Annotated in this window: 37 protein-coding genes and 1 tRNA gene; 18 read left to right on the top strand and 20 right to left on the bottom strand. The window is 66.5% G+C overall.

Features of this window, described 5'->3' with window-relative positions; all coding sequences use genetic code 11:
* Positions 1-89 precede the first annotated feature (89 nt).
* From RYM47_RS05680 to RYM47_RS05600, 17 genes are all read left to right on the top strand, one after another.
* The gene (locus RYM47_RS05680) at positions 90-437 is read left to right on the top strand and encodes a hypothetical protein (protein WP_315386578.1); all 348 of its coding nucleotides are present in this window, start codon (positions 90-92) and stop codon (positions 435-437) included.
* Positions 434-619, top strand: a complete 186-nt coding sequence (locus RYM47_RS05675; protein ID WP_315386577.1) for a hypothetical protein — start codon at positions 434-436, stop codon at positions 617-619. The genes RYM47_RS05680 and RYM47_RS05675 overlap by 4 nt, the downstream gene beginning before the upstream one ends.
* Positions 620-725: 106 nt before the next feature.
* The gene (locus RYM47_RS05670; RefSeq protein WP_315386576.1) at positions 726-911 is read left to right on the top strand and encodes a hypothetical protein; all 186 of its coding nucleotides are present in this window, start codon (positions 726-728) and stop codon (positions 909-911) included.
* Between the two features lie 148 nt (positions 912-1,059).
* Positions 1,060-1,587: a hypothetical protein gene (locus RYM47_RS05665; RefSeq protein ID WP_315386575.1), complete on the top strand. Its 528-nt coding sequence runs from the start codon at positions 1,060-1,062 to the stop codon at positions 1,585-1,587.
* Between the two features lie 95 nt (positions 1,588-1,682).
* Complete coding sequence (locus RYM47_RS05660) at positions 1,683-2,108, top strand: hypothetical protein (protein WP_315386574.1); 426 nt, start codon at positions 1,683-1,685, stop codon at positions 2,106-2,108.
* An 88-nt stretch (positions 2,109-2,196) separates the two neighbouring features.
* A complete protein-coding gene (locus RYM47_RS05655; protein ID WP_315386573.1) occupies positions 2,197-3,090 on the top strand; it encodes an ATP-binding protein in 894 nt (297 codons plus the stop codon).
* A gap of 2 nt (positions 3,091-3,092) precedes the next feature.
* Entirely contained in the window at positions 3,093-3,683 is a 591-nt protein-coding gene (locus tag RYM47_RS05650) for a hypothetical protein (RefSeq protein ID WP_315386572.1), read from the top strand.
* The gene (locus RYM47_RS05645; protein ID WP_315386571.1) at positions 3,683-3,904 is read left to right on the top strand and encodes a hypothetical protein; all 222 of its coding nucleotides are present in this window, start codon (positions 3,683-3,685) and stop codon (positions 3,902-3,904) included. Before RYM47_RS05650 ends, RYM47_RS05645 begins: the two co-directional genes overlap by 1 nt.
* A complete protein-coding gene (locus tag RYM47_RS05640; protein ID WP_315386570.1) occupies positions 3,901-4,128 on the top strand; it encodes a hypothetical protein in 228 nt (75 codons plus the stop codon). Before RYM47_RS05645 ends, RYM47_RS05640 begins: the two co-directional genes overlap by 4 nt.
* Entirely contained in the window at positions 4,125-4,757 is a 633-nt protein-coding gene (locus RYM47_RS05635; protein WP_315386569.1) for a hypothetical protein, read from the top strand. The genes RYM47_RS05640 and RYM47_RS05635 overlap by 4 nt, the downstream gene beginning before the upstream one ends.
* Positions 4,754-5,011: a hypothetical protein gene (locus RYM47_RS05630; protein ID WP_315386568.1), complete on the top strand. Its 258-nt coding sequence runs from the start codon at positions 4,754-4,756 to the stop codon at positions 5,009-5,011. The genes RYM47_RS05635 and RYM47_RS05630 overlap by 4 nt, the downstream gene beginning before the upstream one ends.
* Positions 5,008-5,235, top strand: a complete 228-nt coding sequence (locus tag RYM47_RS05625) for a hypothetical protein (protein WP_315386567.1) — start codon at positions 5,008-5,010, stop codon at positions 5,233-5,235. Before RYM47_RS05630 ends, RYM47_RS05625 begins: the two co-directional genes overlap by 4 nt.
* A complete protein-coding gene (locus tag RYM47_RS05620) occupies positions 5,228-5,374 on the top strand; it encodes a hypothetical protein (RefSeq protein WP_315386566.1) in 147 nt (48 codons plus the stop codon). Before RYM47_RS05625 ends, RYM47_RS05620 begins: the two co-directional genes overlap by 8 nt.
* Positions 5,371-6,351, top strand: coding sequence for a DNA cytosine methyltransferase (locus RYM47_RS05615; protein WP_315386565.1), 981 nt, complete (start codon positions 5,371-5,373; stop codon positions 6,349-6,351). The genes RYM47_RS05620 and RYM47_RS05615 overlap by 4 nt, the downstream gene beginning before the upstream one ends.
* A 15-nt stretch (positions 6,352-6,366) precedes the next feature.
* Positions 6,367-6,579, top strand: coding sequence for a DUF4224 domain-containing protein (locus RYM47_RS05610; protein WP_315386564.1), 213 nt, complete (start codon positions 6,367-6,369; stop codon positions 6,577-6,579).
* Entirely contained in the window at positions 6,579-7,607 is a 1,029-nt protein-coding gene (locus RYM47_RS05605) for a tyrosine-type recombinase/integrase (protein WP_315386563.1), read from the top strand. Before RYM47_RS05610 ends, RYM47_RS05605 begins: the two co-directional genes overlap by 1 nt.
* A 13-nt stretch (positions 7,608-7,620) precedes the next feature.
* Positions 7,621-8,103 (top strand): GIY-YIG nuclease family protein, encoded by a 483-nt coding sequence (locus tag RYM47_RS05600; RefSeq protein ID WP_315386562.1) that lies wholly within the window; start codon positions 7,621-7,623, stop codon positions 8,101-8,103.
* Positions 8,104-8,167: 64 nt separating this feature from the next.
* Here the strand turns inward: RYM47_RS05600 and RYM47_RS05595 are convergent.
* From RYM47_RS05595 to aspS, 19 genes are all read right to left on the bottom strand, one after another.
* Positions 8,168-8,243 (bottom strand) — tRNA-Lys (locus RYM47_RS05595).
* A 78-nt stretch (positions 8,244-8,321) separates the two neighbouring features.
* Entirely contained in the window at positions 8,322-8,987 is a 666-nt protein-coding gene (gene queC / locus RYM47_RS05590) for a 7-cyano-7-deazaguanine synthase QueC (RefSeq protein WP_315386561.1), read from the bottom strand.
* A 75-nt stretch (positions 8,988-9,062) separates the two neighbouring features.
* Positions 9,063-9,761 (bottom strand): 7-carboxy-7-deazaguanine synthase QueE, encoded by a 699-nt coding sequence (gene queE / locus RYM47_RS05585; protein ID WP_315386560.1) that lies wholly within the window; start codon positions 9,759-9,761, stop codon positions 9,063-9,065.
* Between the two features lie 121 nt (positions 9,762-9,882).
* Positions 9,883-10,701, bottom strand: a complete 819-nt coding sequence (gene ybgF, locus RYM47_RS05580; protein ID WP_315386559.1) for a tol-pal system protein YbgF — start codon at positions 10,699-10,701, stop codon at positions 9,883-9,885.
* A 3-nt stretch (positions 10,702-10,704) separates the two neighbouring features.
* Entirely contained in the window at positions 10,705-11,220 is a 516-nt protein-coding gene (gene pal / locus RYM47_RS05575; protein ID WP_315386558.1) for a peptidoglycan-associated lipoprotein Pal, read from the bottom strand.
* A 63-nt stretch (positions 11,221-11,283) separates the two neighbouring features.
* Positions 11,284-12,606 carry a Tol-Pal system beta propeller repeat protein TolB gene (gene tolB, locus RYM47_RS05570; protein WP_102945260.1) on the bottom strand — a complete coding sequence of 441 codons (1,323 nt, stop codon included), beginning with the start codon at positions 12,604-12,606 and terminating at the stop codon, positions 11,284-11,286.
* Between the two features lie 141 nt (positions 12,607-12,747).
* On the bottom strand, positions 12,748-13,806 hold the full coding sequence (gene tolA / locus RYM47_RS05565; protein WP_315386557.1) for a cell envelope integrity protein TolA: 1,059 nt from the start codon (positions 13,804-13,806) through the stop codon (positions 12,748-12,750).
* Complete coding sequence (gene tolR, locus RYM47_RS05560) at positions 13,796-14,224, bottom strand: protein TolR (RefSeq protein WP_315386556.1); 429 nt, start codon at positions 14,222-14,224, stop codon at positions 13,796-13,798. The genes tolA and tolR overlap by 11 nt, the downstream gene beginning before the upstream one ends.
* Before the next feature lie 23 nt (positions 14,225-14,247).
* Complete coding sequence (gene tolQ / locus RYM47_RS05555; protein WP_102945257.1) at positions 14,248-15,027, bottom strand: protein TolQ; 780 nt, start codon at positions 15,025-15,027, stop codon at positions 14,248-14,250.
* 10 nt (positions 15,028-15,037) lie between these two features.
* The gene (gene ybgC, locus RYM47_RS05550) at positions 15,038-15,469 is read right to left on the bottom strand and encodes a tol-pal system-associated acyl-CoA thioesterase (protein ID WP_315386555.1); all 432 of its coding nucleotides are present in this window, start codon (positions 15,467-15,469) and stop codon (positions 15,038-15,040) included.
* Entirely contained in the window at positions 15,459-16,499 is a 1,041-nt protein-coding gene (gene ruvB, locus RYM47_RS05545; protein ID WP_315386554.1) for a Holliday junction branch migration DNA helicase RuvB, read from the bottom strand. Before ruvB ends, ybgC begins: the two co-directional genes overlap by 11 nt.
* Before the next feature lie 199 nt (positions 16,500-16,698).
* Positions 16,699-18,618 carry a potassium transporter Kup gene (locus RYM47_RS05540; protein ID WP_315386553.1) on the bottom strand — a complete coding sequence of 640 codons (1,920 nt, stop codon included), beginning with the start codon at positions 18,616-18,618 and terminating at the stop codon, positions 16,699-16,701.
* A 46-nt stretch (positions 18,619-18,664) separates the two neighbouring features.
* A complete protein-coding gene (ruvA, locus tag RYM47_RS05535) occupies positions 18,665-19,252 on the bottom strand; it encodes a Holliday junction branch migration protein RuvA (protein ID WP_315386552.1) in 588 nt (195 codons plus the stop codon).
* Positions 19,253-19,262: 10 nt separating this feature from the next.
* Positions 19,263-19,784, bottom strand: coding sequence for a crossover junction endodeoxyribonuclease RuvC (gene ruvC, locus RYM47_RS05530; RefSeq protein WP_315386551.1), 522 nt, complete (start codon positions 19,782-19,784; stop codon positions 19,263-19,265).
* Positions 19,785-19,798: 14 nt separating this feature from the next.
* Positions 19,799-20,530: a YebC/PmpR family DNA-binding transcriptional regulator gene (locus RYM47_RS05525; RefSeq protein ID WP_070206995.1), complete on the bottom strand. Its 732-nt coding sequence runs from the start codon at positions 20,528-20,530 to the stop codon at positions 19,799-19,801.
* 54 nt (positions 20,531-20,584) lie between these two features.
* Positions 20,585-21,217, bottom strand: a complete 633-nt coding sequence (locus RYM47_RS05520) for an alpha/beta fold hydrolase (RefSeq protein WP_315386550.1) — start codon at positions 21,215-21,217, stop codon at positions 20,585-20,587.
* A 98-nt stretch (positions 21,218-21,315) separates the two neighbouring features.
* Positions 21,316-21,837 carry a GNAT family N-acetyltransferase gene (locus RYM47_RS05515; RefSeq protein WP_315386549.1) on the bottom strand — a complete coding sequence of 174 codons (522 nt, stop codon included), beginning with the start codon at positions 21,835-21,837 and terminating at the stop codon, positions 21,316-21,318.
* Between the two features lie 20 nt (positions 21,838-21,857).
* A complete protein-coding gene (locus tag RYM47_RS05510) occupies positions 21,858-22,196 on the bottom strand; it encodes a DNA primase (protein ID WP_315386548.1) in 339 nt (112 codons plus the stop codon).
* 18 nt (positions 22,197-22,214) lie between these two features.
* On the bottom strand, positions 22,215-23,963 hold the full coding sequence (gene aspS, locus RYM47_RS05505) for an aspartate--tRNA ligase (protein ID WP_315386547.1): 1,749 nt from the start codon (positions 23,961-23,963) through the stop codon (positions 22,215-22,217).
* Positions 23,964-24,120: 157 nt separating this feature from the next.
* On the opposite strand from aspS, the gene RYM47_RS05500 reads away from it, so the two are divergent.
* On the top strand, positions 24,121-24,858 hold the full coding sequence (locus tag RYM47_RS05500; protein WP_315386546.1) for a DUF3011 domain-containing protein: 738 nt from the start codon (positions 24,121-24,123) through the stop codon (positions 24,856-24,858).
* 45 nt (positions 24,859-24,903) lie between these two features.
* Here the strand turns inward: RYM47_RS05500 and RYM47_RS05495 are convergent, their stop codons facing one another.
* On the bottom strand, positions 24,904-25,542 hold the full coding sequence (locus RYM47_RS05495) for a hypothetical protein (RefSeq protein ID WP_315386545.1): 639 nt from the start codon (positions 25,540-25,542) through the stop codon (positions 24,904-24,906).

Here is a 25,542-nt window from a genome sequence, read left to right as displayed (position 1 = left end):
GTTCCGATGCATCTTTGCATTGACATAGAAATGCATCCTTGCATAATCAACTCGTCGGCCAGCAACGGCCATCCGAACGGGTTGAGACCATGTCGCTCCATACCGCCACCGATATCAGCCGCGCCGCACAGCTCTCCTGGGACAACCTCAGCGAGGACGAAACCGGCGACCTGACCAGCGAAGCCGCCGCCGATCTGGCGCGCAGCCTGATCCACGACCCGGAAGCGTGCCGCGAGGCCGAGCAGTGGACCGCCGGCACCTTCGACGGCGACCACTACACGGACGTGACGCTGGCGCTGCACCAGCTGCACCACACCGACCCGGCGGACCTGTTGGACTCGCCGCTGCTGGCCAAGCTGTACGAGCTGGCCGCCGTCGAAGCCGCCGCGATCGACGAGCAGCTGCGCGAGCAGGCAGTGCAGCAGGTGGCGGCATGAACATCGTGACCAAGACCTTCGCCGGTGTGGGCATCGAGTTCGTGGAGTTCGAGCCGGTAACCCGTGAGCAGGTATCGCAAGTCAAGCGCGACATTCAGCGGCATCTGGCGGCGATCAACGCGCGTCAGGCTGTGGCCCCTGCGAAGGCGGCTGCGGAGTACGCGAAGGCAGGTGCCGCATGACTGCCGAGGACCGCGCCGCGCACTACTTCGCCATCAAGACGATGGCCGGCTACTTCGTCTTTTTCTGCCTCGGCGTTCTGGTCGCCGTGGTGGTGGGAGCGCTCCAGTGAACGACACCGACTTCGTCCGGGCCATGAGCCAGGGCATTCCCGCGATCAAGCCGCCGGCAGCGCCGGGCCTGGTCGTCACCGAGATCCGCATGGACGGCCTGCTGCTGGGCAACGCGGACATCGAGATCAACAGCCACGAGGCGATCCACGGGATCTGCGCGGAGGACGACGGCAATGCGTGACCTGCTGACCGCCACCGGCTGCCGCAACCGCACCGACTTCCTCGCCTTCCTGGCCGCGTACGCGCTGCTGGCCTACCTGGGCTGGCTGCTGGTCTGGCCGGCCTGATCTTCCCCGCCGGCGCGGCCGGCTCAACGAGAGGCACCACCGATGTTTGAGCTCAACGACGCGACCGCCAAGGTCGCCAACTTCAACCCTCGCGCCGAGCGTCATGGCGACGAGAACAAGCTGGCAGGCGACCTGAAACTGGTCGTGGCCGTCAGCAGCAGCGTGCTGGATTACTTCCAGAAGGGCCTGCGCCAGGCGCTGTACCGCAAGGCCGCGCAGGGCGAGCAGCAGGACCTGATCGAAGGTGGCGACGGTCTGACGGCGGTCAAGTTCCCGAAGCTGGGCGCGCTGCCGTGGGACGAAGAGTACCCGGGCTACTCGCTGCTGATTGGCGGTGGCCTGGGTCTGACCGATCCGCTGGTCATCAAAGACGTGACCCTCAAGAAGCTCTCCTTCGAACCCCTCGAAGGCGGAACGCTGCAGCTGACTTTCAGCGCCGTGTTCCACCCGACCAAGGCCGAAGCCGGCGCCCTGTGCGAGCAGATCAAGAACGAAGTGCAGCTGACCCTGGTGTCTCCGCTGAACCAGAGCAAGGGCGACAAGCCCGTGCAGGAAGACCTGGTGGCGTAACGCCTCCCCGCTGCCCGCTCCCCACGGGCAGCACCACCCCGCGCCGGCCGGGGCTCCCCAAGCCGGCACCTATCCCCGAGAACAAGGACAGACCCATGAAGATCAAGATCACCATCGGCGACAACCAGCAGACCGCACTCTTCCTGGACGCGGAGCATGCCGCGCTCGCCGCCTCGCTGTTGGCGAATGCGACTGTCTACAAGCGCGATGGGTACTACAGCACCAGCGGGTGGAAGGTCGCCGAAGAAGGCGAAGGCGTGCGCATCGATTACACCGAGGGCAAGGATCTCGAGCCGACCCACCCGAAGGTCGCCGAGGCGCAGAAAGCCATGCAGGCCGCCTACGCCAGCAAGCATACGACTGACGCAAAGAACTCCGAGTTGCAGAAGCAGGTCGATGCACTCACCGCCCAGCTCGCCGGCATCCAGTCCGTGACCACCTGCTCCGTCGCCGCTCCCGAGCCGGAAGCCGGCACCGACGACGTGACCGTCGAATTGGTCGAAGGCGCCCCCCTCTACTGACTCCCCGCAGGGATGCAACCGCTCGCCCGGCAGCGGCTCCGAAAGCCGGGCACCTATTCCACCACCACCGCCAACGGGAGTTCTAACCATGGCACTTCGCATCATTCGCTCTACCGACCCGATCACCGTCTCCCGCCTCAACGTCTGCATCTACGCAGCACCTGGCCTGGGCAAGACCTCGATCTCCTTCACCGCCGACAAGCCGCTGCTGCTGGACTTCGACCGCGGCGCGCACCGTGCCGCTAACCGCAAGGAAATCGTGCAGGTCGAGAGCTGGGAGGATGTGGCCGGCATCAAGGCCAGCGACCTGACCGACTTCAACACCATCATCGTAGATACCGCCGGGCGCGCGCTCGACGTGCTGACCGCCGACATCATCCGCCGCAACCCGAAGGCAGGTCGTGGTGGTGCGCTCACCCTGCAAGGCTACGGCACGCTGAAAGCCGAGTTCGTGGCGTGGCTGAAGCACCTGAACAGCCTGGGCAAGGACGTGGTGCTGATCGCCCACATGGACGAACAGCGCAACGGTGACGAGATCATCGAGCGCCTGGACGTGCAGGGCGGCAGCAAGGGCGAGATCTATAAGGCCGCTGACGCCATGGGCCGCCTGTCCATTCGCGACGGCCGCCGCATCCTCAACTTCAGCCCGACCGATGCCGCCTTCGGCAAGAATCCGGGGCAGCTGGAACCGCTGGAAGTACCGCACCCGGAACGCGAGCCGAACTTCCTGGCCGATGTCATCCAGCAGATCAAGGACCGGCTGAACGCCATGACCGAAGAGCAGCGCGAAGCGCAGGCGGTGCTGGAGAAGTGGCGCGAGACCTTGGCGGACGTGGAGGATGCCGCAGGGATCAACGCCCTGATCGAGAGCGCGAAGGAGAGCAGCCGTGCGGTGCAGGTGCTGCTCAACGACCGCGCCTCCGCCCTGGGCCTGACCTTCGACAAGAAGGCCAGCGAATACGTCGCTCCGAAGGCAGCCTGATCATGCTGGCCCGCGTGTCCAACATCGAAGCCTTCCGCCGCTGGCGTGAGGACGACGATCAGCCGGTAGAGCAGCTGGTCGAATACATAACCGTGGACAACCCCACGAAGCCGATGCTTGCCGGTACCGCCTTCCATGAGGCCCTGGAACACGCGGATGACGGTAGCTACGACGTGCTGCAGGCGATGGGCTACACCTTCCACCTGCCGGACGCGGAGCTGGTGCTGCCGAGCATTCGCGAGGTGCGGGCCTATGGTGTCTACGGTGACCTGACCGTCACCGGAAAGGTCGACTGTCTGGACGGTCGGCGGGTGGATGACCACAAGACCACTAGCCGATTCGACGCCGAGCGGTATTTGTCAGGCTACCAGTGGCGGTATTACCTCGATTTGTTCGGCGCGGACGTGTTCCGCTGGAACGTTTTCGAGCTGAAGGAAGTGGGAGACCTGGAGTACCAGGTTTCCCCACCCCAACTGCTCGAGGTGACCCGCTACCCTGGCCTGCACGAAGACTGCATGCGGCTGGCGTTGGACTACCTGGCCTTCGCGCGCGAGCACCTGCCGGCGAACCATGCCTCACAGGTGGCCGCCTGATGAACGCTGTGCGCTACCCCACCAGCCAGGAACGCTCGATCCGCGCCGGCCGCACCCGCGCCGCGCTGTACGCGCACGTCGTCGAGGGAAAGCTGGTCACCACCAGCCAGATCGCGAAGCGCGTGGACGTGTCCATCAAAACCGCCTACGACCGCGCCAAACGTGGCCCCTTCCCCCTCACCTGGGCGGCGCTGCGCAGCCGCAGGAAGCCGTCCGCATGAAGAAGCGCTGCACCAGCTGTGAGCGCCGCCTACGCCTGGACCAGTTCGCCAGCGACGGGAAGCGCGGCAAGTCCGCCACCTGCACGGCGTGCGCGACCGACAAGCGCCGCCTACGCGATCCCCTGCCGCCGATCCAGCGTGACCCGGTGCAGGTCCGAATCAACAACTCTTTCAACCTGTGGCATGGGCCGGTGAGCCGCGTGCTGCTACGGAGCCACGCATGAGCAGGGAACGTCCCATCCTTTTCAACGGGCCCATGGTGCACGCCATCTTGGCCGGCCAGAAGACCCAGACCCGCCGCGCCGTCAAAGGCGAAGGCTTGGAGTGGCTCGGCCCTGGGATGTTCACCCCCGAGTACGTCGCTGACCCCGGCAACAACCTGTGTTCCTTCGGCAAGCCTGGCGACAGGCTCTGGGTGCGGGAGACGTGGGGCGTCGGCTCTCGCCCTGACCCGTGGGGTGGGTACGACGGAATCGAATATCGCGCTGATGAGTGCGGCTTGGAGGCTGGCGACGACCTCCCCTGCCACAAGGTCGAGACTCCGGCTGATGTTTGTCTGGGTGATTACCGCGCCGGTTGGATGCCCAGCATCCACATGCCGCGCTGGGCCTGCCGGCTGGTGCTGGAGATCACCGAAGTGCGCGTGGAGCGGCTGCAGGCGATCAGCGAGGCCGATGTGTGCGCCGAAGGCATCGAAGTGCACAACGATGATGGGGTCACGTACTACGGCCCCTACGGACACGGCGACGCTCGACCCGAGATAGCTTTCCGCGACCTCTGGACCAGCACCGGCGGCGACTGGGACGGCAACCCGTGGGTGTGGGTCATCGAGTTCAAGGTGGTGACGCCATGAGCCGCCCCGTCACCCGCAAGGCGCCCCGGAAGGATGGGCGCTTCTCCTGGGCCCGCGTCCCGATGGGCGTGACCGGCATCGTCGTCTACCGGCTGTTCCGCCGCGACGAGGTGGGCGCGCTGCACACCGAGGGCCTGCACTTCTACTCGCACGACAAGCGCCGCGAGATCGCCCTGGCCCTGCGCGCGGCATGCCACCGCCTGCGCGATCGCGTCGACACGCTGGACCTGGCCGGCATGGGGGTGACCCAGTGAGCAGCATCCACGTAAAGCCGCTCTTCGGCGCGGCTACCGACCGGCAGAAAGAAGTCGAGCGCCAGGAGCTGGCCGGCCACCTCGCCGAGTTCGAGCGCACCGGTGGCAAGGTCCAGACCCTGGGCAACACGCCCATCGGCAAGAACAGCATCACCCGCCGGCAGGTTGTCGAGGGTGGCGCCGATGGACGCGCCAGCAAGAAGAGGAAGAGCGCCAATGGCTGACCTCCTGATCTGGCCTACGAAGTACCTGATCGCGGGCCTGCTGCTGCTGATCGCGTTCCTGATCGGCTGGGCGTGCTCGGCCGCCTGGCGCGGGGTGCGGTGGTGCTGGCGCCGAACCCTGAGGGCCGTTCGCGCATGAACTATTACAGCGAGTGGGATCCCTTCGTAGCGCAGTGGCTGCGCAACCTCATTGACGCCCGCCTGATCCCCGCGGGCCATGTCGACACCCGGAGCATTACTGATGTTCAACCCGACGACCTTGCCGGCTACCGGCAGTGCCACTTCTTCGCCGGCATCGGTGGATGGCCCCTCGCAGCACGACTTGCTGGGTGGCCCGACGATCGAGAAATCTGGTCCGGCAGCCCGCCGTGCCAGCCGTTCTCGCTCGCGGGTCAAGGCAAAGCCCAGGCAGACGATCGGCATCTGTGGCCGCACGTCTTCCGACTCGTCCGTGCCCGACGGCCCGCTCTCTTCGTGGGAGAGCAGGTTGCGGCAGCGGTTGGGCGGGATTGGATCGACGGAGTGCTCACTGACCTGGAAGGCATTGGCTACGCCGGCAGGGCGCTCGTTATCCCAGCTTGTGCCGTCGACGCCCCGCATCGCCGAGACCGACTCTGGACTCTGGCCCACACCGACAACCCGGGACCACAAGGATTCGCTGGGAATGTCGTTTGCCCCGCGGAAGGACGGGGCGAGCCGGCTGGATCTGTTGCCGCGGCAGGTGTTCTGGCTGCAGCAGAACCACCGGTTGTGGCCAACGCCGACCGCGGCGGACTCGCGCCGCGGCTGCATGCCGCCTCGCCCGCAGGACACCGGGATCCCGCTGTCGCAGGCCATCGGTCTAGCAGTTGGGCTGCCTCCATTCGGGTCGCGGGACACGACGACAAAGGGCGTCGGATTGAACCCAGCATTCCCCTGCTGGCTCATGGGCTTTCCGGTCGAGTGGCTGCTTTGCGCCCCGGTTTCGAGCCCGGCACCCAGGACCCGGAAGCGTTCCACTGGTACTCCCGCACCGGCGCGTTGAAGGCTTTCGGAAACGCGATCGTGCCGCAGGTCGCCGCAGAGGTGATCGGCGCCTACATGGATTGCTATCCCACCTCTGCGCCTACGAACTGACAGGAGAAAATCAACATGGCCGACAGCCCCTACCTGTCCCGCGACGACATCAAGGCCCTGGCCCGTACCCCGCAGCGCAAACGGCAAGCCGCGTTCTTGGTCCAGAACGGGATCAGGCACTATCTCGATGCCCACGGCTGGCCGGTTGTGCTGTGGTCCGCGATCGAGGGCAAACCCGAACCGAAAGCCGCGCCGGCGGCAGAGTGGGAATCCAACAAGGCAGCATGATGGGAAGGAAACCGACCAAGGCTGGGGCAATCCCCCGGCTCCGCAAGCGCAAGCAGAAGTCAGGCGTGGTGCACTTCTATTACGACCACGGAGGCAAGCCGCGCAAAGAGACACCGCTGGGCAGCGACTACGGCCTGGCCATCAAGAAATGGGCCGAGCTCGAGCATGCCGGTGCGATCCCTGCAGGCGCCGCGCTGACGTTCCGACAGGCTGCCGAGCGTTATCAGGTCGAGGTCATCCCGAAGAAGGCGCCGGGCACACAGGCGGTGAACATGCGCGAGCTGTCGATGCTGAAGCGCTACTTCGACGACCCGCCCTGCCCGCTCGAGTCCATCAAGCCACGCCACGTGCACAACTACCTGCTGTCGCGGAAGGCCGCGCCGGTCAGCGCGAACCGCGAGAAGTCGCTGCTGTCGCACCTGTGGAACTGGTGCCGGCAGAAGGGATACACCGACCTGCCCAACCCGTGCCTGGGCATCAACCGTAACCGCGAGACCGGGCGCGACGTGTACGTGGAAGACGACGTGCTGCAGCGGGTCTACGATGCCGCCGACCAGGTGCTGCGCGATGCGATGGACCTGGCCTACCTGACCGGCCAGCGACCGGCGGACGTGCGCGAGCTGGACCGCAGGAACATCAAGGACGGCGTGCTGGTGCTGCGGCAAGGGAAGACCAAGACCCAGATGCGCATCGCCATCACCGGCGAGCTGAAGGTGCTGATCGACCGGCTGCTCACACGCGACCGCCCGGACAACGCGCCGATCAGCACGCGGCTGCTGCTGGGCGAGGACTGGCTGCCAATCGGTAAGGACGCGCTGCGCTACCGCTTCGACCGCGCACGCGAGCGCGCAGGCATTCCGAAGGACCAGTTTCAGTTCCGTGATCTGCGGGCCAAGGCCGGCACCGACAAGGCCGATTCGGCCGGCGATATCCGCCAGGCACAGCAGCAGCTGGGGCACCAGTCGGTGACCACAACCGAGATCTACGTGAGGAAGCGGCGCGGCGCGTTGACCAGCCCGACGAAGTGAAGGGGAAACTCCAGTGATTTCCATCGAACGCGACGCCTCCATCCGTTCTCTCTCGGCAAACGACCTCGTCAGCGGCAGGTGGATGGATGCCGCCGCCGTTGCCCTATACCTGGGCGTCCCACCGGAGAAAGGCGCTGCGATCATGCGCAAGCGGTACTTCCCTGTGGCTGCCATGCGCACGGCGGACGGGAAAGCACTCTGGGACATCGTCACGCTCTCGGACTGGATCCGGACCAACGTGAAGATGGCGGAGAAGAAGGTCGAGGTCTGCCTGTACAGGCACTTCAACCAGGCCGGCGAGCTGCTGTATGTCGGCATCTCTGCGAGCCCTATGCAGCGAACCAGAGCGCACGGTTACGCAGCATCGTGGTTCCGACAGGTCGAGAGAATCACCGTCGAATGGCACCCGTCGAGAGCGGAAGCCGAGGCGGCAGAAAAGCACGCAATCCGCGCCGAGAAGCCGCGCTTCAACAAGGCCCATGCCCACAAGATTTAGGGCCGTTGCGTATCGGTCTGGATATTGCGGAGCGAGGGGAAAGGGCTGAAACCCTTGTCGCAGTTGGTGGGCCGTGATGGATTCGAACCATCGACCAAAAGATTAAAAGTCTTCTGCTCTACCGACTGAGCTAACGGCCCATTGCATGCCCCGACTTCGCGCCGGGGGTGCGCATTCTAACCCATCTTGCGCCGCAGGCGTACCCCGGCGCGTCGCGATCAGGCGTAGCGGGTCGGGTCGGGTACGCCGGCGTCGGCGAAGCCCTGGGCGCGCAGGCGGCAGGCGTCGCAGTGGCCGCAGGCCGCGCCGGTGGCGTCGGCGTTGTAGCAGGAGACGGTCAGGCCGAAGTCGACGCCCAGGCGCACGCCCTCACGCACGATGTCGGCTTTGCTCAGGAACTGCAGCGGGGCGTGCACCTGGATGCCCGCCCCTTCCACGCCGGCCTTGGTGGCCAGGTTGGCCAGGGTCTGGAACGCGCTGATGAACTCCGGCCGGCAGTCCGGATAGCCGGAGTAGTCCACCGCGTTGACGCCGCAGAAGATGTCGTTGGCGCCCAGCACTTCGGCCCAGCCCAGCGCGACCGAAAGCATGATGGTGTTGCGGGCCGGCACGTAGGTGACCGGAATGCCCTCGCCGCCCGCTTCGGGCACGTCGATGTCGTCGGTCAGGGCCGAACCGCCGATGCTGCGCAGGTCGACGTTGACGGTCTTGTGCGCGACCACGCCCAGCGCCTGGGCCACGGCGGCGGCGGCGTCCAGTTCGGAGGTGTGGCGCTGGCCGTAGCGGACGCTCAGTGCATGCACGGCGAAGCCCTGCTCGCGGGCCATGGCGACGACGGCGGCGGAATCCATGCCGCCGGACAGGAGGACAACTGCGTTCTTCATGAGGGTGTTTCCGGTGGGTTGCGGGAAAGCCAGCACGCTGTCCCGCGCCGGTACATCAGGGGCGTTCGAGCGGGCTCAGCGGCCCGGCTCGTCGTCCCAGAGGAGTTTGTGCAGTTGCATCTGGAAGCGGACCGGCAAGCGGTCTTCGACGATCCAGTCGGCCAGCTCGCGCGGCGTGACCTGGCCCTTGCTGGGCGAGAACAGCACCATGCAGCGCTCGTTCAAGCGGTGCTCGCGCAGCATGTCGCGCGCCCATTCGTAGTCGTCGCGGCTGCACAGCACGAACTTGATCTGGTCGCGGCGGGTCAGCAGCGGCAGGTTTTCCAGCCGGTTGCGGGCCATCTCGCCCGAGCCCGGGGTCTTCAGGTCGACCACGCGCGAGACGCGCGGGTCCACGCCGCTGACATCCAGTGCGCCGGAGGTTTCCAGCGAGACGTCCATGCCGGCCTCGCACAGCTTCTCCAGCAGCACCAGGCAGCGCTTCTGCGCCAGCGGCTCGCCACCGGTCACGCAGACGTGCTGTACGCCTTGGGCCAGTACCTCGGCCACGATTGCGTCGATGTCCCACCAGGTACCGCCGTGGAAGGCGTAGGCGGTGTCGCAGTAGGTGCAGCGCAGCGGGCAGCCGGTCAGGCGCACGAACACGGTGGGCCAGCCGGCGGCGTCGGCTTCGCCCTGCAGCGAGGTGAAGATCTCGGTGATCTTCAGGCGCGGCAGCGGGGATTGCACGATCTCGCTCGGGGTGGCGATGGCGTCGGACGTGGCGGTGGTCATGTTCGGAATCAGGAAATGCGGTTTCGGAAACGACAGCAGCCACGCAGGGCGTGGCTCTACCGGGTGTGGCCGATTGCGTCGGGCCAACGGGGAATTATACCGGCCTGGGCCGGGAGGTGCCTCAGCGGATCTGCTGGCCGAGGCGGATGGCCTGCAGACGGTCCTGCGCGGTGCGCGCGGCGTCCGAGCCGGGATAGGTGCTGACGACCTGCTCCAGGGTGGCCTGGGCTTCGTCGATCTTGCCTTCGCCATACTGCGAAAGGCCGACCTTCAACAGGCCACCAGAGGCCTTGTCGTGGGTCGGGTAGCGCGCCAGGAGGTCGCGGAACTGCGCCTCGGCGAGCGGGAAATTGCGGGTGGCGTAGTAGCTTTCACCCAGCCAGTACAGGGCATTTGGGGTGTAGACGCCGTTCGGGTACAGCTCCAGGAAGCTCAGGAACAGCTGCGCGGAGTCGTCGTACTTGCCGGCTTTGAGCGAATCGAAGGCGACATTGTAGGCGGTGCGCTCGTCGCCACTGGCGGCCAGGCTGCCCGGGTCGCCGTGTACGGAAGGCGGCCGCTCGGTGGCGGCCGCTGCCGGTACGGCGGGCTTGGGTGCAGCAGCGGGAGCGTTCGCGGCCGGAGCGGCCGGAAGGATCGGGGCGCTGCCCCCTTCAATACGGTTCAGACGTCCATCCAGGTCCAGGTACTGGTCCTGCGAGGTCTGCTTCAACTGGGCGTTTTCGTGCTGGAGCTGCTCAACGGTGCTCTGCAGCTGCTGCATCTGCTGGCGCAGCTGGGTGACCTGGTTCAACAGATCCTGGTTGGAGCTGTTGTTGTAGGCCTGCTGCTCGAGCGCACCAACGCGGTCGGCCAGGCTCTGCCGCTGGGCCTGCGCCGGTGCGGCAGCCACGAGGGCTGCCGCAACGACCAGCATCAAGGTTTTGATGCCAATGCGCATGGATTACTGCGCGGTGTAGACGATTTCGACGCGACGGTTCTGCGACCAGCAGGACTCGTTCGACTCGGTGCAGACCGGACGCTCTTCACCGTAGGACACGACGGTCAGCTGCGAAGCCGAGCCACCGTTGGCCTGCAGGGCCGAGTTGACGCCGTTGCCACGACGCTCACCCAGGGCCTGGTTGTACGCGCGCGAACCGCGCTCGTCGGTGTGGCCCTGCAGGGTCATGCGGGCCGACGGACGGTCACGCAGGTACTTGGCGTGGCAGGCCATCTGAGCCTGGAACTCCGGCTTGATCGCTTCCTGGTCCAGGTCGAACAGCACGACGCGCTGACGCAGGCAGGCGTCGGTGTCCAGGTCGCCCGGGCCGTACAGGCCGGAGGTCGACGGGCCGGTCGGCTGGGTGGTGCTGCCGGTGTCAACCGGAGCTTCCGGAGCTTCCTTGACCTTCTTGGAGCAACCGGCCAGGACGGCCACGGACAACAGGGAGACAAGCAAAACGCGGGAGGTCTTGTTCATGAAATACCTTTGAGGCTCCTAAAGCCGGATGTGGGATGAATACGTGCGGATCTTAACACTCTGTTAGCGCTTTGTACGGTATGGCGACCACGAAGGTTCGCGAACATCACCGTCGGCCAGCACCAGGCGCTGGCGCACGCGCGCATCGGCCGAAACGGCATACAGCACGCCACGGCCACCTTCGCGGGCGGCGTACAGCACCATGCTGGCGTTGGGGGCGAAGGTCGGGGACTCATCCAGCGAGCCCGGCGACAGCGTGCTCCAGCGCGGGGAACCCAGGCTGCTGTCCATCATCGCGATCTTGTAGGTGTTGCCGCTGCCCTGCGCCACGACCAGCTTCTTGCCGTCGTAGGAGATGCTCGGGGTGGCGTTGTAGTTGCCCTGGAAGGTCACGCGCGAGGCGCTGCCACCGGTGGAGGGCACCTGGTAGATCTGCGGGCGGCCGCCGCGGTCGGACGTGAAGTACACGCTGGAACCGTCGGCGCTCCAGGTCGGCTCGGTGTCGATCGCAAAGTGGTTGGTCAGCTGGGTGAGCTGCTTGCTGCCCAGGTCCATCACGTAGATTTCCGGGTTGCCGCTGCGCGACAGCGACAGGGCCAGGCGACGGCCGTCCGGGGAGAACGACGGGGCGCTGTTGATGCCGCGGAAGCTGGTGACCAGTTCACGAGCGCCGGTGGAGATGTTCTGGATGTAGATCGCCGAATTGCCACGCTCGAAGCTGACGTAGGCCAGACGGTTGCCGTCCGGGCTCCACGACGGCGACAGCAGCGGCTCGGCCGAGCGCACGATGGTCTGCGGGTTGAAGCCGTCCGAGTCGGCCACCATCAGCGCGTAGCGCATGGCGTCGCCCTTGCCGCTGGCGGTGACGTAGGCGATACGGGTCCAGAACGCGCCGCGAACGCCGGTGATCTTCTCGTAGATGGCGTCGGCCATCTGGTGGGCGACGTCGCGCATGGCATTGCCACGGGCGGTCATGGCCAGGCCAAGCAGGCGCTCGCCCTTGGGCACGTCGTACAGCTCGTACTCGACCCGGTAGGCGCCGGCACCGGCGTCCATGACCCGGCCAACCACGATGTAGTTCTGCTTCAGCGCGCGCCAGGTGGCGAACTGGATCTCGCTGCCACGGGTCGGCTTTTCAACAATCTGCGCTTCCGGAAGGGTGCGGAACTGGCCCGAACGCTCCAGGTCGGCGCGCACCACCGAGGCCACGTCGGTCTGCGGGGCGGCGGCCGAGCCCTGATAGGGCATGGGGACCACGGTGATGGGCAGCGCGGAGGCGTTGCCGCCGATGATGTCGATATCCAGGCCCCTCTGCTGCGCAACGGCGGCAAAAGGCAGCAACAACAAGACCGCGAACACGGCAAACCAGCGAGGCATCTTCTTCATGGGCGCTCTATAGGGGAAAAACCAGAACGAGGGATATCAGTACGGCGGTGAACCGTTTCGCAATGATGAACCAACCGGGTGTGAAATCCGAGTGGTCGCGGCGCTGGAAATCACGGCTCGTTAACGAAACCGCCCAAGACCTCAGTCCTGGGCGGTAAACGTAAAGTTGAGCTGGCGCGAGAATACGGTCTCGAAACCGCGGTATGGCAACGGCTGTGCGTTGAGGACCGCCGCTTCGATCGAGCGGCGGCCGGCCTCATCAAACGGGCAGTCCGGGCTGACCTTGGCCGAGCTGACGTTGCCGCCCGGCAGCTGCACGATTTCGATCTTGCAGCGCTGGCCGAACGGCACGTTGTCCGGGCGGGTCCAGGACGCCAGTACCTTCTGCTGGATTGCCGCGGCGTACTTGGCGCGCAGGTCGTCGCTGGTGCCGCCGCCACCGGCGGCCGGCTGCGCTGCGCCGGTGGAACCGGCGGTGGACTGCCCGGTGGCCGCGCGTGCGGCGGCCAGCTGGCGCAGCTTCTGCTCGGCCAGCTTGGCTTCCTTCTCGGCAGCCTCGCGGCGGCTGCGGATCTCGGCGATCTTCTTCTGGCGCTCGGCTTCGGCCTTGACGTCGTTGGCCTTCTGTTCCTGCTCGGCCAGCTTCTTCTTCTGCGCGGCTTCTTCCTGCTGCTTGGCCAGGCGCAGTTTCTGCTCGGCCTCTTCCACGCGCTTGCGCTCGGTCAGGTCGATCTGCTCCTGGCGGCGCTTGGCTTCCTGTTCCTGCTTGGCCTTCTCGGCCGAGATCGACATCGCGTTGACCGCGGCCTGGTCGACCGTGTCCGGCTGGGCGATGCGTTCCTGGGCGTTCTGCTGCTGCGGGGTCGGCGCGTCCTGCGGGCGCGGCTCGGGCAGCGGCTGCGGCGGCGGCACGGTGTCTTCTTCCACCGGGATCGGCTCGGCCACCGGCTCGGGCAGGTCGGGCAGTTTTTCAGAAGCGCGCAGCGCCTGGCGGGCAGCGGCGGCTTCCGAAGCGCTCAGCTGCAGGCTGGCCTCGATCGCCGGGTCACCCGCCGCCGCCTCCGTGGAGCGCTGCGGCGACCACAGCCACGCGGCGATGAACACCAGCGCCAGCAGCAGATGCACGAGGATCGCCAGCGCGATCGGCAGACCCCACTTCTCCTCAGGCTGGCGCTGCGGGGGCAGGACGTCAGTTTGCATCGGTCGCCAGACCCAACTTTTCCACGTTGGCGCGCTTGATCACGTCCATGGCGGCCACGACCTTTTCGTAGGCCACAGCCTTGTCGGCGGCCACGATCACGCGCAGGTTCTTGTCCTGCGCGGCCAGTGCGCCGAGCTGGGCCTGCAGCTCGGCAGCCTCCATCGGCGCCGGCTCCTTGGCCTCAGGCAGCTTCAGGCTGAGCTGGCCGTCCAGGCGGACCGAGACGATCACCGGGTCCTGCTTGCTTTCCAGGGCCTTGGCCTGCGAGCTGGGCAGGTCCACTTCAAAGCTCAGGGTGAGCAGCGGCGCGGTGACCATGAAGATGATCAGCAGCACCAGCATGACGTCGATGTACGGCACGACGTTGATTTCGGATTTGAGCTTGCGGCGCTTGCGGCGGCCGATGGCAGCGGTCATGGCAGAGTCCTTGTGCTGGGCGCTTACTCGTCGCCTGCGGACTGGCGCTGCAGGATCGAGCTGAACTCTTCGGCGAAGGTTTCAAAGCGGACCGAGAGGCGCTCGACGCGGGTGGTGAAGCGGTTGTAGGCCCACACCGCTGGAATCGCCACGAACAGGCCGATCGCGGTCGCGAACAGCGCTTCGGAAATACCCGGGGCGACCGAGGCGATACCGGCCTGCTCGCCACTGTTGATCATGTCGTGCATGGTCACCATGATGCCGAACACGGTGCCGACCAGGCCCACGTACGGGGCGGTGGAACCGATGTTGGCCAGCAGCTCCAGGCTGCGCTCCATCTGGTCCACTTCGCGGGTGTAGGTGGTGCGCATGGCGCGCTGGGCGCCTTCAAGCTGGGCGCGACCGTCCAGGCGGCGCTTGTCGCGCAGCCGGGTGAACTCGCGGAAGCCGGCTTCGAAGATCGCTTCCAGACCGCCGACCTTGCGGTTGCGGTCGGTGGCGGCGCTGTACAGCTTGCCCAGGTCCGCACCGGACCAGAAGCGGCTTTCGAACTCGTCGGCCTCACGGTTGGCGGCGTTGAACACGCGCGCCTTGCGGAAGATGATCACCCAGCTGATGAACGAGCCGACCAGCAGCAGCAGCACGATGATCTTCACCGGCAGGCTGGCCTTGATCATCAGGTCCAGGTAGTTGATGCCACCGCCGTGCGCGGCCTGGGCGACGGTCTGCGACGCGGCGCTGGTGACTTCCTGCGGCAGCGCTTCGACCACCGTGGCCTGCAGGGCCAAAAGCATTGCGATCATCCGTTGTTCCTCAATATGCGGCTGTTTGAATAACGTGGGGTTTCAGCGCGGCGTGGAGGACATCGTCCATGCCGCGCGGCTTGAATGTGGAGGCGTCCAATGCCGCGATCTTTACCTGTGCGGTCAGCAGCGTTTCGTCGCCGCGACACACTGCCTGCTCGAACACCATGCTGGCGCGCTTGCACTGCACCAGCGTGGCGGTCACCTCCAGCGCGTCGTCCAGCCGCGCCGGCTTCAGGAAGTCCAGGGTCATCGACCGGACCGCGAACACCAGGCCATGCTCGGTGCGGGTGCGTTCCTGGCCGTACCCCAGGGCCCGCATCCATTCGGTGCGCGCCCGTTCCATGAAAGCCACGTAGCGGGCGTGGTAGACCACGCCGCCAGCGTCGGTATCTTCCCAATATATGCGTGTCGGCCAACTGAACCGCGCGTCAACCGACATCGGGAACCTCCGCGAACAGGTCGGCGGGCGGGTTCTTCGGCTTCAGCCCCAGGTGGCGGTAAGCCTTGTGGGTGGCCATGCGGCCGCGCGCGGTGCGCACCAGGAAGCCCTGCTGGATCAGGTAGGGTTCGACCACGTCTTCCAGCGTGCCGCGCTCTTCGGACAGGGCTGCGGCCATCGATTCCACGCCGACCGGGCCGCCGTCGAAGTAATCGATCAGGGTGCGCAGCATGCGCCGGTCGAGGTCGTCGAAACCTTCCGGGTCGACCTTGAGCATCTGCATGGCGGCCTGCGCCACGTCCTGGTCGATATGTCCGTTGGCCTTGACCTGGGCGTAGTCGCGCACGCGGCGCAGCAGGCGGTTGGCGATACGCGGGGTGCCGCGCGAGCGCCGCGCGATTTCCGCCGCGCCTTCGGCGGTGCAGTCGATGCCGAGGATCGCCGCCGATCGCCGGACGATCTTCGTCAGCTCCTCGGGGGTGTAGAACTCCAGCCGGTGCACGATGCCGAAGCGGTCGCGCAGCGGCGCGGTCAGCAGGCCGGCCCGGGTGGTGGCGCCGATCAGGGTAAACGGCGGCAGGTCGATCTTGATCGAGCGCGCCGCGGGGCCCTCGCCGATCATGATGTCGATCTGGAAATCTTCCATCGCCGGGTACAGCACTTCTTCCACCACCGGCGACAGGCGGTGGATTTCATCCACGAACAGCACGTCGTGCGGCTGCAGGTTGGTAAGCAGGGCGGCCAGGTCGCCGGCCTTTTCGATCACCGGGCCCGAGGTCACCCGCAGCGCCACGCCCAGCTCGTTGGCGATCACGTGGCTCAGGGTGGTCTTGCCCAGGCCGGGCGGCCCGAAGATCAGCACATGGTCCAGCGCATCGCCCCGGGCCTTGGCCGCTTCGATATAGATCGACAGCTGCTCGCGCACGGGCGCCTGGCCAAGATAGTCGGCCATGCGCTTGGGGCGGATGCTGGCGTCGGTGGTGTCATCCTCGCGGGTGGCACCGGCGCCAATGATGCGGTCGTCGGTCATTTCCCGATTATGAAGCAATGACGCATGTTTCGGGGCTTCCTGCGGGCCGGCCAACGGCCGGCGCTACCGGCGACGCGTCTGGGGGAGAGCCCCCTTGTTGTTCAAGGGGGCGCGCCAACGGCGCGGGGATAAGGTGGAATGCCCCGGGTCCCGAGGTTTGCGCAGCAAACCTTGGGCCGCAGGTCGAGGTCTGACGCAGTCAGATCTCGACCTGCGCGCCAAGTTCGACCAGACGGTTCCCCGGAATCCGGAAGAACCCGGTCGCCGGCGCCGCGTTCCGGTGCATCAACGCGAACAGCTTGTCGCGCCAGATCGGCATGCCGCGGTTGGCGGTGGCCACGATGGTCTCGCGGCTGGCGAAGAAGGTGGTGTCCATCGGGTCGAAATAGATGCCACCGTGGTCGCACGAGCGCATCAGCGCCAGCGGCACGTCCGGGGTCTCCATGAAACCGAAGCGCACGTAGACGCGATAGAACTCGTCGCCTACCGATTCGATCTTCAGCCGCTGCCCTTCCATCGCATACGGAATCGGCAGGGTTTCCACGTGCAGGAACACGTTGCGCTCGTGCAGCACCTTGTTGTGCTTGAGGTTGTGCATCAGCGCATGCGGGGCCACGGTCGGGTCGGCGGTGAGGAATACCGCAGTGCCCGGCACGCGTACCGGCGGTGCCAGCATCAGGCCCGGCAGGAAGGTATCCAGGCGGATGCCGTCCTTGCGGATCTCATCGCGCAGCAGCTCGCGGCCACGGCGCCAGGTGCGCATCATGGTGAACAGGAAGATGCCCAGCACCACCGGGAACCAGGCGCCCTGCAGCAGCTTGGCACCGTTGGCGATGACGAAACCGAGGTCGATGATGAAGAACACCACGCACAGCGGCAGGATCCACTTGCGGGCCTTCGGCCACAGCGAGCGTGCCACCAGGGCCAGCAGCAGGGTGTCGATCAGCATCGTCGCCGACACGGAGATGCCGTAGGCCACGGCCAGGTTGGACGAGCTGCGGAAGGCCAGCACCAGGCCGATCACCATCACCGCGATGCCCCAGTTGATGCCCGGGATGTAGATCTGGCCGATGGTGTCGTGCGAGGTGTGCTTGATGCGCATGCGAGGGATGTAGCCCAGCTGCATGGCCTGGCGCGAAACCGAGAACGCACCGGTGATGACCGACTGCGAGGCGATCACCGCGGCCATGGTGGCCAGGATGATCATCGGATACAGCGCCCACGGCGGCACCGCCTCGAAGAAGGGGTTCTTCAGCGCCTCTGGATGGTTGAGCACCAGTGCGCCCTGCCCCAGATAGTTCAGCACCAGGCACGGCAGCACGAAGAAGTACCAGGCGTGGCGGATCGGCTTGGCACCGAAGTGGCCCATGTCGGCGTACAGCGCCTCGCCACCGGTCACCGCCAGCACCACCGCGCCGAGGATGAAGATGCCGTGCCAGCCATGGTCCATGAAGAAGCGCGCCGCCCAGATCGGGTTGAACGCTTTGAGCACTTCCGGCGAATCGACGATGTTCCAGATGCCGATCGCGGCCAGCGAAATGAACCAGATCGAGGTGATCGGCCCGAACAGCTTGCCGATCCGCTCGGTACCGAAGCGCTGCACGGCAAATACTGCCAGCAGCACCACCACGGTGATCGGCACGATGAACGCATGCAGCCCCGGTGCGGCCACTTCCAGGCCTTCGACCGCGCCCAGCACCGAAATGGCCGGGGTGATCACCCCGTCGCCGAAGAACAGCGAGGCACCGAAGATGCCGAGGATGCCGACCACGTACGCCGAGCGCGAGCCGTGTTTCAGCGTGCGCTGGGTCAGCGCCATCAGCGCCATGATCCCGCCCTCGCCGTCGTTGTCGGCGCGCATGATGATGGTGACGTACTTCAGGGTCACCACGATGTTCAGCGCCCAGAACGCCAGCGACAGCACACCCAGCACGGTGTCGTGGTCGCTGGTGAGCCCGTAGTGCGGCGAGAACGCTTCCTTCAGCGTGTACAGCGGGCTTGTACCGATGTCGCCGAAGACCACGCCGATGGCGCCGACGATCAGGGCCAGGCCGCTGGCGGCCGGCGCGTGGCCGTGCCCGGCGTGGCCGTTCTCGTGCTGGGTGGAAGAGCTGGACATGGGACTCCGGAAGGGCGTCAGTCGTTGGGGATATGGGCCGGCGCGCTCAGCGCAGCGCGGCCTGCAGGGCCTTGCGGATCACGGTGGCGACATCGTCGCCCTCGCTGTTGGCATCCCGTGCCATGCGCGCCGCCTCGGTGGGCTTGTAACCCAGCTGCTGCAGGGCCACGGTCGCTTCGGAAACCGGATCGGTGCCGATCGCACCGGCAATCGGCGCGCCGCCGCCACTGAAGTTGGCCGCGCGGTCGCGCAGCTCCAGCACCATGCGCTCGGCGGTCTTCTTGCCGATGCCGGGAATGCGGGTCAGCGCGGTGATGTCGCCGGCCTGCACCATCCGTGCGAACTCGTCCACGCTCACCCCGGACAGCACCGCCAGTGCGATCTTGGCGCCGATCCCGCTGACCTTCTGCACGTCGCGGAACAGGCGGCGCTCGCCCTCGCGCAGGAAGCCGTACAGCGACACGCTGTCTTCCTTCTGCGCGTAGTGGGTGAACAGAATCACCTCGCGGCCCAGGTCGGGCAGGTCGTAGAAGGTGCTCATCGGCGCTTCCAGCTCATACCCCACCCCGTTGACGTCGATCAGCAGCCACGGCGGCGCCTTGTACGCCAGGATCCCACGCAGACGACCAATCATGCAGATGTCCTCATTTCCGGCTCCAGGCCTGGCGGGCATTGACCCCAAGGCGCTGCGCCGTCGCCCGTACATGGGCATGGGTGATGGCCACGGCGAGCGCGTCGGCGGCGTCGGCCTGCAGCTTGGTTTTCAGGTTGAGCATAAGCCCGACCATGTGTTGGACCTGTTGCTTTTCCGCCCCGCCGCGCCCGACCACCGCCAGCTTGATCTCGCTGGCCGCGTACTCGTGCACCGGCAGGTCGCGCATGACCACCGCCGAGATCGCCGCGCCGCGCGCCTGGCCCAGCTTCAGGGCCGAGTCGGGGTTGCGCGCCATGAACACCTTTTCGATGGCCACTTCGTGCGGGCGGTACTCTTCCACCAGCGCATTGAGCCCCAGCACCAGCAGCTTCATCCGCTGCGGGAAGTCGTCCGCGCCCAGCAGCACCAGCGGCAGGTGATGCACGTGCACCACCTTGCCGGACGGTTCGACGTCAATGATGCCGACCCCGGTCCGCTGCGAACCGGGGTCGATGCCGAGGATGCGGATCATGCCGGGCTACGCCGTCAGGCGTAGGCGTCCGCGCCGAGGTCGGCGTTGGAGAACACGTCCTGCACGTCGTCAAGGTCTTCCAGCATGTCGAGCATCTTCTTGACCTGCAGGGCGGTGTCGCCCTCGACCTTGATGTCGTTGTCGGCGCGGAAGGTCAGTTCGGCGTGGTCCGGCTTCAGGCCGGCCGCCTCCATGGCTTCCTTGACCGCGTGGTACATGTCCGCTGCGGTCAACACGTCGATCGCGCCATCTTCGGGATAGACCACCACGTCATCCGCACCGGCCTCGATGGCCGCCTCGGTCACGGCGTCTTCGTTGGCGCCGCCGGCAAAATGCAGCACGCCGACGCGCTTGAACATGAACGACACCGAGCCTTCGGTGCCCATGTTGCCGCCGCACTTGCTGAACGCGTGGCGGACATCGGCCACGGTGCGCACGCGGTTGTCGGTCAGGCAGTCGACGATCACGGCCACGCCACCGGGGGCATAGCCCTCGTAGCGGATCTCCTCGTACTCCACCCCTTCCAGCTCGCCGGTGGCCTTCTTGATGGCCCGTTCGATCACGTCCTTGGACATGTTCGAGGCCAGGCCCTTGTCCATGGCCACGCGCAGGCGCGGGTTGTTGTTGGGGTCGCCTCCACCGCCGCGCGCGGCAACGCCGATCTCGCGGATGATCTTGGTGAAAATCTTGCCGCGCTTCGCGTCAGACGCGTTTTTGCGGTTTTCGATGGAAGGGCCTCTACCCATGGGTGTTTCCGTGCTTGCGTGGGAACAGGGCGCGGATTCTACCTGATCGGCCGCTCAGGCGGCGTGGGCGGTACGGTCCGGGCGGAAGCAGCCATCGCGCAGGAATGCGGCTGTCTGGCGGGCAGCGTCGGGCGAGAACACCAGGCCGCTGTGGCTGGCGGCCACCACGCAGTGGTCGGCCAGGCCCGGCAGGCGGGTCTCATCCAGCGCCACGGTGCCGTCGGACGCCTCGCCGATCGCCCCGAGCAGGCTACCCAGGCCGTGCGGCACCGAACCGGCGATGAGCCCGACCTGCGCCCTGCCCTGCCAGTCCGGCAGGCCATCGAGCAGCAGGTCGGAGCTGCGGCCCAGCGCCGCCGACCAGCCGTGTTCGGCCAGGGTGCGGGCGGTGCCGCTGCCGCGCAGCGGCGAGCCCAGGCAGACCACGCGGGAGACTGGCAGGTCAGGTTCGCGGCGCAGCGCCTCCAGAGCGACCAGACCGCCCAGGCTGTGCCCGACCAGAGCCACCGGGCCGCTGTCCTTGAGCCGCTGCAGGAGCTGCGGTACGGCCACGTCGGGGCCGCCGAACACGCTGGAATAGCCGAAGGTGTCCACGCTGAAGCCGCGCGCGCGCAGGCGCCAGGCCAACGGGCCGACCCAGGCGCGGGCATTCCAGATGCCATGCAGCAGTAAAACGGGGGGAGTCATGGGTGCAGCGTAGCCGGTGCGAAACCGTTCCAGCAGGGGTCGACGGCCCTATTAGACAAATGGACTGACGAACGGCGGGTGAAGCAGTGGCAAGGCGTTCAGGAAGCCTGCGGCGTGCGGCGCAGGATGAACTCGAGGTCCCTCACCTGCCCGACCGGAAACTCGTAGGTACCCACTTTTTCGAAGCCGTAACGGGCGTAGAAACGCTGCGCGCCGAAATTTTCGGACCACACGCCCAGCCACAGGGTGCGCGGGCCGTCACGTTCCAGCCAGGCCAGCGCGGTTTCCAGCAGGCGACTGCCCCAGCCACTGCTCTGCTCGTCCTTGATCAGATACAGCCGCTTGAGCTCGCCATCGCCGGCCTGCACCTGGTCATGCGGCAGGCCACACGGGCCGGCGGCGGCATGGCCCACGGCCACGCCATCGCGTTCGAGCAACCACACCGCGTAATCGGGGTGGGACAGGATCACCTGCTGGCGGTCGACCGCGTAGGCCTCGTCGAGGAAATCCTGCAGGTCCTGCGGCGGATACAGGTGGCCGAAGGTTTCCACGAAGGTGCGGGTGGCCAGCACCGACAGGGTCGGTGCGTCTTCGGGGCCGGCGCGGCGGATGGTGTACATGGAAGGCTCCCGGGCAGGCCTCAGGCCTGGCTTCCCTTGGCGGCGTCTTCTTCTTCGCCGTCTTCGTCCTCTTCCTCGTACTCCTCCTCGTCCTCTTCCTCTTCGTCCTCGCCTTCTTCGTACTCTTCGTCTTCCTCGTCGCCTTCTTCTTCGTCGTCCTCGTAATCCTCGACGCCGAAGTCCTCACCGTCCCAGCGGCCTTCGCCATCGGCGACGAAGGTCAGCGCCATCGCGGCGGGGTTGGTGCCCACGCGCACCAGCCAGCCACCGAACACGCGGGCGCGTTCGGTCACCAGGTTGGCATCGCTGCCCTCATTGCCCAGCTTTTCCCATTCCACTACGAACGCAACGTCGGACATTTCTGGATCTCCTGGCGGTTATTTCTTCGGGCGGACCTGGATGTGCACTTCGGCCAGCTGCTCGTCCGGGATCGGCGACGGGGCGCCGGTCATCAGGCACTGCGCGCCGGTGGTCTTCGGGAACGGAATCACGTCGCGGATCGACTCGGTGCCGGCCATCAGCGCGGCGATGCGGTCGATGCCGAAGGCGATGCCACCGTGCGGCGGCGCGCCGTAGTTCAGCGCGTCGAGCAGGAAGCCGAACTTGGCGCGGGCTTCTTCGGCGCCGATGCCGAGCAGCTCGAACACCGCGCTCTGCATGTCCGGACGGTGGATACGGATCGAACCACCGCCGATTTCATTGCCGTTGAGCACCATGTCGTAGCCGCGCGAGACGGCGGTACGGGCATTGGCGCGCAGGTCGGCGATGTCGTCCACGGCCGGTGCGGTGAAGGGGTGATGCAGGGCGACGTAGCGCTGTTCTTCCTCGTCCCACTCGAACATCGGGAAGTCGGTGACCCACAGCGGTGCCCAGCCGTCGGCGACCAGGCCGAAGTCCTTGCCGGCCTTCAGGCGCAGCGCGCCCATGAAGTCGGAGACCTTGTTGTAGCCACCGGCACCGAAGAACACGATGTCGCCGTTGCCTGCGCCGACGTGCGCGACCAACGCGGCGAAGGAGGCTTCGCTGAAGAACTTCTGGATCGGCGAGCTGACTTCGCCGTTGTCGGCGATCTTGATGTAAGCCAGGCCCTTGGCGCCGTACTTGGCGGCATGCGCGGCGTACTCGTCGATCTGCTTGCGGCTGAGCGATGCACCGCCCGGGATGCGCAGCGCGGCAACGCGACCCTCGGCATCGTTGGCCGGGCCGGTGAACACGGCGAACTCGCTGTCCTTGACCAGTTCAGCCACGTCCACCAGTTCCAGCGCGATGCGCAGGTCCGGCTTGTCCGAACCGTAGCGACGCATCGCCTCGGCCCAGGTCATGCGCGGGAAGGTAGCGGCCAGATCGACGTCGACCACTTCCTTGAAGATCGCGCGGATCATCGACTCGACGAAGTCCTGCACGTCCTGCTCGCGGACGAAGGCGAATTCCATGTCCAGCTGGGTGAATTCCAGCTGGCGGTCGGCGCGCAGGGCCTCGTCGCGGAAGCAGCGCGCGATCTGGTAGTAGCGGTCGAAGCCGGCCACCATCAGGATCTGCTTGAACAGCTGCGGGCTCTGCGGCAGGGCGTAGAACTCGCCCGGGTGCATGCGCGCCGGCACCAGGAAGTCGCGTGCGCCTTCCGGGGTGGCCTTGGTCAGGATCGGCGTTTCGATGTCCTGGAAGCCCTTTTCGTCCAGGTGGCGGCGCAGGGCCTGCACCAGCTTGATGCGGGTGCGCTGCATGCGCTGCATTTCCGGGCGGCGCAGGTCCAGGTAGCGGTACTTGAGGCGGGTTTCTTCGCCCGGGTTCTCGTGCGCGTGGAACGGCAGCGGCTCGGCCTTGTTCAGTACGGTGATGCGGGTGGCGACGATCTCGACCTGACCCGTCTTGATCTTGTCGTTTACCGCATGACGCTTGCGCACCACGCCTTCCACCTGCAGCACGTCTTCGTAGCCCAGGCTGGCGGCAACCGCGAACACGTCGGCGTTCTCCGGCTCCACGGTCACCTGCACGATGCCTTCATGATCGCGCAGATCGATGAAGCACACGCCGCCCAGGTTGCGGGCAACGTCGGTCCAGCCGGCGAGGGTGACAGTCTGGCCAATCAGGGTCTCGTCGACCAGGCCGCAGAAGTGGGTACGCATGGGGGTAAAGCTCCGCAGGAGATTGCCGGCGCCAGGCGGCACCGGTCAGCCCGTTATTCTGCGGCCGGCGACCCGTTGGGGCAAATCCGGACGGTCACACGGGCTTGATCTGGCCGGGCAGATAGTGCCGGAACCACCATGCGCAAGGGGATTTGCCATGAACCGCTTCGCTATTGCCTGCCTCACGGCCGTCCTGGCGTGCAGCGCCCCGACCCTGCACGCCCAGGTCAACGCCCGGGCCTATGCCCCGGAAAACCTCCGTACCTTGTCCATCACCGACCAGCAGCGGGTCATTTCCCAGGAATACCGGGAGCAGTCGGGGGGCCGCACGATCCCGAACGACCAGATGCGCTTCTACCTCGACCAGGTGAACCAGTCGTCCTGGGGCTTTTCACGCATCAAGCAGGACATTGCCACCTCGCTGAGCGGGTCCGGTGGGGGCTGGAACCCGGGCGGCGGCGGTGGCTGGAACCCCGGGGGTGGCAACAACGGGGTGGTCCGCTGCGAAAGCAACGACAACCGCCAGCGGGTCTGCGCCACGGGCTGGCGCAGCGCGCGCCTGTCCCGTCAGCTCTCCAATACGGCCTGCGTGCAGAACCGGAACTGGGGCTCGCGCAACGGCCAGGTCTGGGTCAGCGGGGGCTGCCGGGCCGAATTCGTCGACGGCCGTGGGGGCGGCTGGAATCCGGGCGGGCCGGGCAGCAACTACACCGTAACCTGCAGCAGCACCGGCAACCGCACCCAGACCTGTGCCTGGGACATGAGCCGGGGCCGACCGGTGCTGATCCAGCAGCTCTCGGGCAGCCCGTGCCGGGAAAACAACACCTGGGGCTTCCGTGGCAACCAGATCTGGGTCAGCAATGGGTGCCGGGCGAGGTTCGGCGCACGGCGGTGAATCTGGTCGGCGGTTCAGCCACGCAGGGCGTGGCTCTACCGTGGGTCAGGGGGCTGGTGCAACGTCCGCACCCCACGGTGCGGGCGGCAGCGCGACCGGGTGTGCCAGGTCGAACACCACCTGGAACTTCCGGCCGCCCGGCCGGGTGAGCTCGTAGACGAACTGCTTGTCCGGTTCTACTTCCATCGCCCAGGTATTGGTTACCGAGGCTTCCATGCCCGCCTTGCGGAACATCGCCACCGAGTCGGCATCGACCGGGAACGACTGGCGCTGCGCGGTGCCGGGCGGTCTGCTGTCGCCACCGTACATCGTCACTGCGTCCGGGCTGCCATCCGCGTGCCGGTGGTCGTGCTTGAGGCGCAGTCCGGTGTCGGTGCGGCTGAGCACCCAGGTGCGCGAATGATCGTCGCCCACATGGAAGGGAATGCGGATCTCATGCGCGGCGTCATCGCAGCCGCGCACGTGCATCACCAGGCGTTTGCCGTCGAACGGATCGGGAGTCGCGCTGCGCGGCTCATTCACCACTACGCGGCCGTCGTAGGCCTTGCCGCAATGCGCGGCCACGGCTGCAAGAAATGCGTCGGCCGGGGCCATCGCAACGTCATGGGCTACCTGGTCGCGCTGGCTGTTGCAGCCAGCAAGCAACACGGCCGCAGCAAGAGGAAGATATCGATGCACAGTCAT

Origin of the sequence: uncultured Stenotrophomonas sp. (genome assembly GCF_963519125.1) — a bacterium.
Taxonomy (GTDB): domain Bacteria; phylum Pseudomonadota; class Gammaproteobacteria; order Xanthomonadales; family Xanthomonadaceae; genus Stenotrophomonas.
This window is presented reverse-complemented; position numbering and strand designations above follow the sequence as displayed.

Coding starts and splice junctions, on each gene's coding strand:
- RYM47_RS05615 (WP_315386565.1), top strand. CDS start 5,371: ATGAACTATTACAGCGAGTGGGATCCCTTCGTAGCGCAGTGGCTGCGC.
- RYM47_RS05610 (WP_315386564.1), top strand. CDS start 6,367: ATGGCCGACAGCCCCTACCTGTCCCGCGACGACATCAAGGCCCTGGCC.
- RYM47_RS05520 (WP_315386550.1), bottom strand. CDS start 21,217: ATGACTCCCCCCGTTTTACTGCTGCATGGCATCTGGAATGCCCGCGCC.
- RYM47_RS05605 (WP_315386563.1), top strand. CDS start 6,579: ATGGGAAGGAAACCGACCAAGGCTGGGGCAATCCCCCGGCTCCGCAAG.
- ruvC (WP_315386551.1), bottom strand. CDS start 19,784: ATGATCCGCATCCTCGGCATCGACCCCGGTTCGCAGCGGACCGGGGTC.
- RYM47_RS05630 (WP_315386568.1), top strand. CDS start 4,754: ATGAGCCGCCCCGTCACCCGCAAGGCGCCCCGGAAGGATGGGCGCTTC.
- aspS (WP_315386547.1), bottom strand. CDS start 23,963: ATGCGTACCCACTTCTGCGGCCTGGTCGACGAGACCCTGATTGGCCAG.
- RYM47_RS05515 (WP_315386549.1), bottom strand. CDS start 21,837: ATGTACACCATCCGCCGCGCCGGCCCCGAAGACGCACCGACCCTGTCG.
- RYM47_RS05650 (WP_315386572.1), top strand. CDS start 3,093: ATGCTGGCCCGCGTGTCCAACATCGAAGCCTTCCGCCGCTGGCGTGAG.
- queC (WP_315386561.1), bottom strand. CDS start 8,987: ATGAAGAACGCAGTTGTCCTCCTGTCCGGCGGCATGGATTCCGCCGCC.
- RYM47_RS05655 (WP_315386573.1), top strand. CDS start 2,197: ATGGCACTTCGCATCATTCGCTCTACCGACCCGATCACCGTCTCCCGC.
- RYM47_RS05665 (WP_315386575.1), top strand. CDS start 1,060: ATGTTTGAGCTCAACGACGCGACCGCCAAGGTCGCCAACTTCAACCCT.
- pal (WP_315386558.1), bottom strand. CDS start 11,220: ATGAACAAGACCTCCCGCGTTTTGCTTGTCTCCCTGTTGTCCGTGGCC.
- ybgC (WP_315386555.1), bottom strand. CDS start 15,469: ATGTCGGTTGACGCGCGGTTCAGTTGGCCGACACGCATATATTGGGAA.
- RYM47_RS05675 (WP_315386577.1), top strand. CDS start 434: ATGAACATCGTGACCAAGACCTTCGCCGGTGTGGGCATCGAGTTCGTG.
- tolQ (WP_102945257.1), bottom strand. CDS start 15,027: ATGATCGCAATGCTTTTGGCCCTGCAGGCCACGGTGGTCGAAGCGCTG.
- RYM47_RS05640 (WP_315386570.1), top strand. CDS start 3,901: ATGAAGAAGCGCTGCACCAGCTGTGAGCGCCGCCTACGCCTGGACCAG.
- RYM47_RS05510 (WP_315386548.1), bottom strand. CDS start 22,196: ATGTCCGACGTTGCGTTCGTAGTGGAATGGGAAAAGCTGGGCAATGAG.
- tolR (WP_315386556.1), bottom strand. CDS start 14,224: ATGACCGCTGCCATCGGCCGCCGCAAGCGCCGCAAGCTCAAATCCGAA.
- RYM47_RS05525 (WP_070206995.1), bottom strand. CDS start 20,530: ATGGGTAGAGGCCCTTCCATCGAAAACCGCAAAAACGCGTCTGACGCG.
- RYM47_RS05680 (WP_315386578.1), top strand. CDS start 90: ATGTCGCTCCATACCGCCACCGATATCAGCCGCGCCGCACAGCTCTCC.
- ybgF (WP_315386559.1), bottom strand. CDS start 10,701: ATGCGCATTGGCATCAAAACCTTGATGCTGGTCGTTGCGGCAGCCCTC.
- tolB (WP_102945260.1), bottom strand. CDS start 12,606: ATGAAGAAGATGCCTCGCTGGTTTGCCGTGTTCGCGGTCTTGTTGTTG.
- RYM47_RS05660 (WP_315386574.1), top strand. CDS start 1,683: ATGAAGATCAAGATCACCATCGGCGACAACCAGCAGACCGCACTCTTC.
- RYM47_RS05620 (WP_315386566.1), top strand. CDS start 5,228: ATGGCTGACCTCCTGATCTGGCCTACGAAGTACCTGATCGCGGGCCTG.
- queE (WP_315386560.1), bottom strand. CDS start 9,761: ATGACCACCGCCACGTCCGACGCCATCGCCACCCCGAGCGAGATCGTG.
- ruvB (WP_315386554.1), bottom strand. CDS start 16,499: ATGACCGACGACCGCATCATTGGCGCCGGTGCCACCCGCGAGGATGAC.
- RYM47_RS05495 (WP_315386545.1), bottom strand. CDS start 25,542: ATGACTGTGCATCGATATCTTCCTCTTGCTGCGGCCGTGTTGCTTGCT.
- RYM47_RS05540 (WP_315386553.1), bottom strand. CDS start 18,618: ATGTCCAGCTCTTCCACCCAGCACGAGAACGGCCACGCCGGGCACGGC.
- RYM47_RS05500 (WP_315386546.1), top strand. CDS start 24,121: ATGAACCGCTTCGCTATTGCCTGCCTCACGGCCGTCCTGGCGTGCAGC.
- tolA (WP_315386557.1), bottom strand. CDS start 13,806: ATGCAAACTGACGTCCTGCCCCCGCAGCGCCAGCCTGAGGAGAAGTGG.
- RYM47_RS05645 (WP_315386571.1), top strand. CDS start 3,683: ATGAACGCTGTGCGCTACCCCACCAGCCAGGAACGCTCGATCCGCGCC.
- RYM47_RS05635 (WP_315386569.1), top strand. CDS start 4,125: ATGAGCAGGGAACGTCCCATCCTTTTCAACGGGCCCATGGTGCACGCC.
- ruvA (WP_315386552.1), bottom strand. CDS start 19,252: ATGATTGGTCGTCTGCGTGGGATCCTGGCGTACAAGGCGCCGCCGTGG.